This window comes from Mycobacterium scrofulaceum, assembly GCF_001667885.1.
In the GTDB taxonomy this organism is placed as follows: Bacteria; Actinomycetota; Actinomycetes; order Mycobacteriales; family Mycobacteriaceae; genus Mycobacterium; species Mycobacterium scrofulaceum_C.
This window is the reverse complement of record NZ_LZJW01000025.1, coordinates 1-8022: the sequence shown is the minus strand read 5'-3', so window position 1 is coordinate 8022 and position 8022 is coordinate 1. Positions and strand designations below refer to the sequence as shown.

Annotated in this window: 11 protein-coding genes; 7 read left to right on the top strand and 4 right to left on the bottom strand. The window is 71.7% G+C overall.

All coding sequences use genetic code 11. From position 1 onward, the window contains the following. Positions 1-260: cobalamin biosynthesis protein (locus A5681_RS02915; RefSeq protein ID WP_197498492.1), on the top strand; the 260-nt coding region annotated here is incomplete at its 5' end. On the opposite strand, the gene A5681_RS02910 is transcribed toward A5681_RS02915, so the two are convergent. The 3 genes from A5681_RS02910 to A5681_RS02900 are packed head-to-tail and all read right to left on the bottom strand — an operon-like array spanning position 242 to position 2253. Continuing rightward, a complete protein-coding gene (locus tag A5681_RS02910; RefSeq protein ID WP_067269207.1) occupies positions 242-1069 on the bottom strand; it encodes an SURF1 family protein in 828 nt (275 codons plus the stop codon). The genes A5681_RS02915 and A5681_RS02910 overlap by 19 nt on opposite strands. A gap of 1 nt (position 1070) precedes the next feature. After that, a complete protein-coding gene (locus A5681_RS02905) occupies positions 1071-1568 on the bottom strand; it encodes a low molecular weight protein-tyrosine-phosphatase (RefSeq protein ID WP_067269205.1) in 498 nt (165 codons plus the stop codon). Continuing rightward, complete coding sequence (locus A5681_RS02900; RefSeq protein WP_197498491.1) at positions 1561-2253, bottom strand: HAD-IA family hydrolase; 693 nt, start codon at positions 2251-2253, stop codon at positions 1561-1563. The genes A5681_RS02905 and A5681_RS02900 overlap by 8 nt, the downstream gene beginning before the upstream one ends. 82 nt (positions 2254-2335) lie before the next feature. Between A5681_RS02900 and cobC the strand changes: the two genes are divergently transcribed. From cobC to A5681_RS02870, 6 genes are read left to right on the top strand one after another with little or no spacing between them, the layout of a single operon-like run. After that, positions 2336-3364: an Rv2231c family pyridoxal phosphate-dependent protein CobC gene (cobC, locus tag A5681_RS02895; RefSeq protein ID WP_067269202.1), complete on the top strand. Its 1029-nt coding sequence runs from the start codon at positions 2336-2338 to the stop codon at positions 3362-3364. Next, positions 3361-4506 (top strand): Nif3-like dinuclear metal center hexameric protein, encoded by a 1146-nt coding sequence (locus tag A5681_RS02890; protein ID WP_067269200.1) that lies wholly within the window; start codon positions 3361-3363, stop codon positions 4504-4506. The genes cobC and A5681_RS02890 overlap by 4 nt, the downstream gene beginning before the upstream one ends. Then, a complete protein-coding gene (locus A5681_RS02885) occupies positions 4506-5243 on the top strand; it encodes a zinc ribbon domain-containing protein (protein WP_067269198.1) in 738 nt (245 codons plus the stop codon). Before A5681_RS02890 ends, A5681_RS02885 begins: the two co-directional genes overlap by 1 nt. Continuing rightward, positions 5240-6352, top strand: coding sequence for a bifunctional RNase H/acid phosphatase (locus A5681_RS02880; protein WP_067269196.1), 1113 nt, complete (start codon positions 5240-5242; stop codon positions 6350-6352). Before A5681_RS02885 ends, A5681_RS02880 begins: the two co-directional genes overlap by 4 nt. 19 nt (positions 6353-6371) lie before the next feature. Beyond that, positions 6372-6953, top strand: coding sequence for a TetR-like C-terminal domain-containing protein (locus A5681_RS02875; RefSeq protein ID WP_067269194.1), 582 nt, complete (start codon positions 6372-6374; stop codon positions 6951-6953). 21 nt (positions 6954-6974) lie between these two features. Continuing rightward, entirely contained in the window at positions 6975-7175 is a 201-nt protein-coding gene (locus A5681_RS02870) for a hypothetical protein (protein WP_067269191.1), read from the top strand. Between the two features lie 4 nt (positions 7176-7179). On the opposite strand, the gene A5681_RS02865 is transcribed toward A5681_RS02870, so the two are convergent. Next, a partial coding sequence (locus A5681_RS02865; RefSeq protein WP_156737821.1) for a molybdopterin-dependent oxidoreductase occupies positions 7180-8022 on the bottom strand: 843 nt, incomplete at its 5' end.

Genomic DNA, 8022 nt, shown 5'->3' with positions numbered 1-8022 from the left:
CGGTGCGCGCCTGGCGCCGTGACGCCGCCCGCCACCCCAGCCCCAACGCCGGCGTCGTCGAGGCGGCGTTCGCCGGGGCGCTGGGCGTGCGCCTCGGTGGGCCCACGCAATACCGTCACGAGCTGCAGATCCGGCCCACCCTGGGCGACGGCCACGAGCCGACGGTGGCCGACCTGCGGCGCGCGGTGGCGCTGTCGCGGACGGTGCAAGCGGGCGCCGCCGTCCTGGCCGGACTGGTCTGTTACCTGCGGCGGCCGTAGCGGTCGGCGAGTTTCGCCTCCACGGTCTGCGGCGGCTCGGGAGCCTGCGCGGCCGCCGGCGGGGGTTGCTTTTCCCGGCGGCGGGCGCGGATCTCGGAATACACGAAGTAACCCAAACCCAGCGGGGCGACGATGCCGAACGAAATCCACTGGATGCCGTAGGAGAGGAACGGACCGGCGTCCAGGTGCGGCACGCCGATCACGCCGAGCCCGCCGGGCTGGTCCTCGGTCAGCTGCAGATAGGACCCGGCGAGCGGGACCTTGGTCAGCGCCGCCACCTGTTCGGTGTTGATCGAATACACCTGCTGCACACCGTCCTGGGTGAACGGATCCTTGCCCGGGACGACGGCCTCGGAATCGCGCAGCCGCGCGGTGATGGTGACCGGGTCCTGGGGCGGGCGGGGGATCGGTGGCACGTGGGAGCCCTCATCGGGCCGCACGTAGCCCCGGTCGACGAGCACGGTGGGCCCGCCGTCGACGACGAACGGCGCCAGCACCTCGAACGCGGGTTTGCCCTCGATGACCCGCAACCGCGCCAGCACCTGGACGTCCGGCAGGTAGTGCCCGGTCGCTGTCACGCGGCGCCATTGGGCGTTCGGGGCCGCCGAATCCTGCTGCGGCAGCAGCGATTTCAGCGGGACGGGTTCGGTGTTGAGGGAATACTCGATCTGACGGTTCTCCCGCGACGTCCGGTTGTGCTTGCCCAGCTGCCAGGGCGCCAGCACCGTGAAGCACAGGTAGGCGAACGCGACGACCACCAGCGCCAGCGCGATCCAGCCCGGCCGCAGCAAGAACGCCAGTCGACGCATGTCAGCCGGATCCGTTCCGGCCCAGCCGATCGTCGACCCAGGCGTGCAGGCCCGGCAACGACGCCTCGATGACGGTGAACACGTCCTCGAAGTCCTGCGCGTCGCCGTAGTAAGGATCGTCGACGTCGAGCGCGTGGGCGCCGGACCGCGGGTCGAACGACCTGAGCATCCGCACCCGCTCCTCGTCGACACCCAGCTCGCGCAGCATCCGAAGATGGTTGCGGCCCAAGGCCACCACCAGGTCGGCCGCCAGGTGCTCCTCGTCGACCTGGGCGGCGCGGTGATCGGTGGAATAACCGTGGGCGCGCAGCACGTCGGTCGCCCGGTCGTCGGCGCATTCCCCGACGTGCCAGTTGCCGGTGCCCGCGCTGGTCACCCGAACCGCGTCGGCCAGGCCACGGCGGCGCAGCTGATCGGCGAACATCTTCTCGGCCATCACCGACCGGCAGATGTTGCCGGTGCACACGAAGGTGACGTGCAGCGGCTCGCGCTCAGACACCGAGCACCGCCCGCAGTTCGTCGACCGTCGCGGCGTGCGTCACCGCCGTGGTGCCGGTGGCCGCCGCGCCGTCGGGGAAGTCGTCGCGCCCGTAGCCCCAGCCGACCACCACGGTGTCGATGCCGTGCGCGGCGGCGCCGTGCACGTCGTGGCTGCGGTCGCCGACCATCAGCACCCGCTCGGGCAGCGGCTGCAGCTGTTCCAACGCGTGCGCCAGCACCTCGACCTTGGACTTGCGCGAGCCGTCGGGGCTCGCGCCGGCGATGACCTCGAAATGCTGATCGAGCCCGAAATGGGCCAGGATGCGGCGCGCCGTCGGCTCCAGCTTCGACGTCGCCACCGCGAGCCGGACGCCGGCGGCCTCCAGGTCGGCCAGCAGCGGCTCGATGCCGTCGAACAGGGTGTTCATCGCCCAGCCGCGGTCGGCGTATTCCGCGCGGAAGGCCGCGATCGCCCGCTCGGCGTCCTGGCCCAGCATGGAATGGAAGGTGTCGTCCATCGGCGGGCCCACGATCTGGGCCACCAGGTCGCCGTCGGGCACGTCGACGCCGACCTGCTCGAGCGCATGCAGGAAGCTGGCCACGATCCCCTCCGCGGAGTCGGTGAGGGTGCCGTCGAGGTCGAAGATCACCAGCTCGGTCGCCAGGCGCGGCGAGGTGCGATCCGTGGACGTTGTGCCTGTCACCTCACCATTGTCCTCGATGCCCGGCGGCCGGGTCTGCCGGTGTCGCTGCCACGCCCCGGCGGCGCCCACTAGTGTTTCTCGGATGGCGAGTCTGAACCTGAGCCCGCCTGCGGCGCGCTATCACGGCGATCAGGCCGTCGCGCCCGGGATGCTGGATTTCGCCGTCAACGTCCGTCACGCCCAGCCGCCCGAGTGGCTGGTGCGGCGGCTGGCCGCGCGGCTGCCGGATTTGGCGCGCTATCCGAGCGCCGCCGACGTGTGCGCGGCGCAGGACGCGGCCGCCGAGCGGCACGGCCGGGCCCGCGAGGAGGTGCTGCCGCTGGCCGGGGCGGCCGAGGCGTTCGCCTTGCTGAGCAACCTGCGTCCGGCAAGGGCGGCGGTCGTGGCGCCCTCGTTCACCGAGCCGGCGGCGGCGCTGACCGCGGCCGGGGTGCCCGTGGACCACGTGGTGCTGGAGCCGCCCTTCGGCCTGGACGGGGTGCGGGTTCCCGACGACGCCGACCTGGTCGTGGTGGGCAACCCGACCAACCCCACCTCGGTGCTGCACACCCGTGAGCAGCTCCTCGCGCTGCGGCGGCCGGGCCGCATCCTGGTGATCGACGAGGCGTTCGCCGACTCGATCCCCGGCGAACCGGAGTCGCTGGCCGGTGACTCGCTGCCCGACGTGGTGGTGCTGCGCAGCCTGACCAAGACCTGGGCGCTGGCCGGGCTGCGGGTGGGCTACGCCCTGGGCTCACCGGAAGTGTTGGATCGGTTGACCGCGCAGCGCGCCCACTGGCCGGTGGGCACGCTGCAGCTGACGGCGATCGCGGCGTGCTGCGGCCCGCAGTCGGTCGCCGAGGCGGCGGCCGGCGCCGCGCGGCTGGCGGAGGTGCGCGCCGAGATGGTGACCGGCCTGACGTCGGTGGGCGCCGAGGTGGTCGGAGGGCGGGCCCCGTTCGTGCTGTTTCGCCGGCCGGACGCCGTCCGGATCCGAAACGCGTTGCAGCTCAAGGGGATCGCCATCCGTCGCTGTGACACGTTCGTCGGCCTGGACGAGCGCTACCTGCGGGCCGCGGTGCGCCGGGAATGGCCGCTGCTGGCCCAGGCGATCGCGGAGGTGCGCCCGTGAGCGTGCGGCTGGCCGACGTCATCGAGGTGCTGGACGAGGCCTACCCGCCGGGACTGGCCGAACCGTGGGACTCGGTGGGCCTGGTGTGCGGGGACCCCGACGATGCCCTCGAGTCGGTGACCGTCGCGGTCGACGCGACGCCGGCCGTCGTCGACGAAATTCCCGACGGCGGGCTGCTGTTGGCCCATCACCCGTTGCTGCTGCGCGGGGTCGACACCGTGGCGGCCAGCACGCCCAAGGGCGCGCTGGTGCACCGCCTGATCCGGACCGGACGTTCGCTGTTCACCGCGCACACCAACGCCGACTCGGCCGCCCCGGGTGTGTCGGATGCGCTCGCCGAAGCGCTCGGCCTCGCCGTCGAGGCGCCGCTCGAGCGCCGAACGGACGCGCCCGACCTCGACAAGTGGGTCGTCTACGTGCCGCGGGAGAACGCCGAAGCGGTGCAGGCGGCCGTGTTCGAGGCCGGCGCCGGGCACATCGGCGATTACTCGCACTGCAGCTGGAGCGTCAGCGGCATCGGGCAGTTCCTGCCGCACGAAGGCGCGTCGCCCGCGGTGGGCAGCGTCGGCACCGTCGAGCGGGTGGCCGAAGACCGGTTCGAGGTGGTGGCGCCCGCGCGGATCCGGGCCGCCGTGCTGGCGGCGATGCGCGCCGCCCATCCCTACGAGGAGCCGGCGTTCGACGTGTTCGCGTTGGTGCCGCCGCAGGGCGGCGCCGGGTTGGGGCGCATCGGCGCCTTGCCCCGGCCGGAACCGCTGCGCGACTTCGTGTCCCGCGTCAACCGCGCCCTGCCACGCACGGCGTGGGGGATCCGCGCGGCGGGCGATCCCGAGCTGCCGGTGACCCGGGTCGCCGTCTGCGGCGGCGCCGGGGACTCGCTGCTGTCGAGCGCGACCGCGGCGGGCGTGCAGGCCTACGTCACGGCCGACTTGCGACACCATCCGGCCGACGAACATCGTCGGGGCTCGGATGTGGCGCTGGTGGACGTGGCGCACTGGGCAAGTGAATTTCCGTGGTGCCATCAGGCCGCCGACCTGTTGCGCTCCCGCTTCGGTGCGGCGCTGGCGGTGCGGGTATGCACCATCCGTACCGACCCCTGGAATATGGGGCAGTGCGGCGACGAGACCGGGGGTGAGGCGTAATGAAAGCCGCAGTCGCTCAGCAGCGTTCGCTGCTCGAGCTGTCGAAACTGGATGCGGAGCTGTCCCGCATCACGCATCGGGCCAGCCATCTGGCGGAGCAACAGGCCTGCGAGCGGTTGCAGGACGAACTCAACGCCGCCGCCGACCGGGTCGGCGCCATCCGGATCGCGTTGCAGGACATCGACATTCAGGTGTCACGCTTCGAATCCGAAATCGAGGCGGTCCGGCAGCGCGAAGACCGCGACCGGTCGCTGTTGCAGTCCGGCGCCCCCGACGCCAAGCAACTGTCGGACCTGCAGCACGAGCTGGAGACGCTGACGCGCCGCCAGGGCAGCCTGGAAGATTCGCTGCTGGAGGTGATGGAGCGCCGCGAGGAGCTGCAGTCTGAACTGGACGACGCGCAGGGCAAGGTCGACGCGCTCGAGACCGAATTGGCCGGCGCCCGGCAGGCACTCGACGCCGCGCTCACCGAAATCAGCGAGGCCCGGCAGGCGCATTCATCGCGCCGCGAGACCCTGACCGCCGAATTGGATCCCGCCCTGGCCGCTCTCTACGAACGTCAGCGCGCCGGGGGAGGGCCGGGCGCCGGGCCGCTGCTGGGGCGCCGCTGTGGTGCCTGCCGGCTCGAGATCGACCGCGGCGAGATGTCCCGCATCTCGGCAGCGGCCGAGGACGACGTGGTGCGTTGCCCCGAATGCGGCGCGATCCTGTTGCGGGTCAAGGGGTTCGACCAATGAAGGTGGTGATCGAGGCCGACGGCGGGTCGCGGGGCAACCCCGGCCCGGCCGGCTACGGCGCCGTCGTGTGGACCGAGGACCGGTCGACGGTGCTGGCCGAGAACAAGCAGGCCATCGGGCGGGCCACCAACAACGTCGCCGAATATCGGGGCCTGCTGGCCGGTTTGGAGGACGCCGTGGCGCTCGGCGCGACCGAGGCCGCGGTCTTCCTGGATTCCAAGCTGCTGGTGGAGCAGATGTCGGGGCGGTGGAAGGTCAAGCACCCCGACCTGGTCGAGCTGCACGGCCGGGCCCGGGCGCTGGCCGCGCGGTTCGACCGGATCAGCTACACGTGGATTCCGCGCGAGCGCAACTCCTACGCCGACCGGCTGGCCAACGAGGCGATGGACGCGGCGGCCGCCGGCGACCTGGCGGAAGAACCCGAGGAGCGGGTGGCCGAGCCCCCGAAAACCGTTGCGCCGCCATCCCCGCAAGCGCCCGGCTGGACGGGCGCGCGGGGCACGCCGACGCGGCTGCTGTTGCTGCGGCACGGCCAGACCGAGCTGTCGGCGCAGCGCCGCTACTCGGGCCGCGGCAATCCGGCGCTCACCGAGGTGGGGCGCCGGCAGGCCGACGCCGCGGCACGCTATCTGGGCGAGCGCGGCGGGATCGCGGCGGTGTTCGCCTCGCCGCTGCAGCGGGCCTACGACACCGCGGCCCGGGCGGCCAAGGCGCTCGGGCTGGACGTGACCGTGGACGACGATTTGATCGAGACCGATTTCGGAGCCTGGGAGGGGCTGACCTTCGGCGAGGCCGCCGAGCGGGACCCCGAGCTGCACGGGCGCTGGCTGCGCGACACCAGCACCACCCCGCCGGGCGGTGAGAGCTTCGACGACGTGCTCGACCGGGTCGTCCGGGCCCGCGAACGGATCATCGCCGCGCATCCGGGTGCGACGGTGCTGGTGGTGTCGCACGTGACTCCGATCAAGATGCTGCTGCGGCTGGCGCTGGAGGCCGGGCCCGGCATCCTCTACCGCCTGCACCTCGATCTGGCATCGCTGAGCATCGCCGAGTTCTATCCTGACGGGGCCTCGTCCGTGCGCCTGGTGAACCAAACCGGGTACCTCTAGCCGGGGTAAGGAGACGTCGATGCTGCCGTCTGAGCCGACCCGTGAATCCGTTCCCGCGGATGTCCGGGCGCGGGTCATGCCGGCGGTGCTCGACGAGTTGGCCCGCTGGGGTCTCGAGCGGTTCAGTATCGAGGCGTTGGCCGAGCGGCACCGCCTCGACGCGGCCATGGTGTACCAGTACTGGGGGGATCGGCGCCAGCTCATCGTGGATGCGGTGCTTTCCGACCTGGAGAGCGAGAGCGCGGGAACCGACACCGGCTCACTGCGCGGCGACCTGGAAGCCCTGGCGCGCAACGTGACCTATCGAATCAACACCGACGTCGGCCGCACAATGCTGCGCGCACTGGTGATGGACAGCCGCGGCGGGCACGACGAAGCCACCCGAGTGAGATTTTGGATGGCGCATTTCGCCGCCGTGCGCGCAATCGTGGACCGGGCCAGGGACCGGGGCGAATTGCGCGAGGGCGTCAACACCCTGGCCGCCGTCCAGATCGTGCTGGCGCCGCTCAACATTCGCGCCCTCTACTCCGACCTCCCGGTCGACGACGAGTATTGCGCGGCGATCGTCGACATGGCGTGGCACGCCCTGGCCCGCCGCTGAACCGGGCCGTAGCATCCCCGTATGAGAAGGACATCCGTCGCGACATTGGCCTTGGGTGTGATCGTCGCGTTGTTCGGTCTGATCTGGGCGCTGCAGGGATTCGGGGTGCTCGGCGGCAGCCCGATGAGCAACACCACCACCTGGTCCGTCATCGGTCCCATCACTGCGGTGATCGGCATCGTGATCGCGGCGCTCAGCTGGCGCAAGCTCTCGTCGAGATAGTGCGTTAGGTCCCGGTGACGGTGAAGTCCACCGTGTGCCAGCCGGTGGCGCCGTCGGGGACGGTAGCGGCCCTGTCCGGCGTCTGGGTGGCCCCGGTGTTGTCGGTGGCGCGCACCGTGATGGTGTGCTGCCCAGGGCTTTTCGCTTGCCAGGGGAAGCTCCACAGCCGCCAGGTCTCGTTGGAGTAGCTCGCCCCCGGTTCGGCGGCCTGCCAGGCGCCGTCGTCGATGCGGACCTCCACCGACCGCACGCCGCGATTCTGCGCCCACGCGACACCGCCGAAGACCACGGGACCCATTGGCACCCGCTGACCGCTTCTCGGCACGTCGATCCGCGACTCGGTCTTGACGGGCGCACGCGGTGCCCAGCCCTGGCGTGTCCAATACGCCTCCGCCTTATCGAAGCGGGTCAGCTCCAGGTCCACGACCCACTTGGTGGCCGACACGTACCCGTAGAGCCCGGGCACGACCAGCCGGGCCGGGTAGCCATGCTCGATCGGCAGGGGCTCACCGTTGAGGGCGACCGCCAGCAGCGCGTCGCGGCCATCGGTGAGCGCGTCCACCGGCGTGCCGGCGGTGAAGCCGTCGATCGACGTCGACAGCACCATGTCGGCCCCCGGGCGCACACCCGCCGCCGACAACAGATCGGCCACGCGATAGCCGGTCCAGACCCCGGTCGAAATGAGGTTGCCGCCAACGGGATTGGACACGCAGGTGAGTGTCGCCACCTTTTCGACCACTTCGAAGCCGGCGAGGTCGGCGAAGCCGTAGGTCGCTTCCCGGTCCACCATGCCGTGGATGCGCAGCCGCCAGTCGGAGTGGCTGAGTTGGGGGACGGCGAGCGCGGT